Annotated in this window: 1 protein-coding gene; it reads right to left on the bottom strand. The window is 35.7% G+C overall.

Annotated features, from left to right (window positions below):
- Positions 1–46: 46 nt before the first annotated feature.
- Positions 47–339, bottom strand: a 293-nt coding sequence (locus SB773_RS30625; RefSeq protein ID WP_410593987.1) for a VOC family protein, incomplete at its 5' end; no start/stop codon positions are given.

Genomic DNA, 339 nt, shown 5'->3' on the forward strand with positions numbered 1-339 from the left:
TAGAAACTTTTCATTTGTGAAAAGTCCTATATCCAAATTTCGTTGCTCAGCTCTCGAAGTTAAATTGCCATTGGATTCCGAATTTATCCGTTAACTGACCGTAAATTTTACTCCAAAATGTTTCTTGAAGCTCCATCCCAACCTTACCGCCTTGACTAAGTTTATTAAAGATCGATTTAATTTCATCCAAATCCTTACTAACAAATGCCAAGCTGATATTATTTCCTTCGACAAAAGGCATGCCAGGAAAAGTATCTGAAAACATGATATTGCTTCCATTAATACTTAGCCTTGTATGCATGACTAAATCTTTCGCTTCTTCTGGAAGCGGAAATTCAG

Origin of the sequence: Bacillus sp. SIMBA_074, assembly GCF_046534555.1 — a bacterium.
Taxonomy (GTDB): Bacteria; Bacillota; Bacilli; order Bacillales; family Bacillaceae_G; genus Bacillus_A; species Bacillus_A mycoides.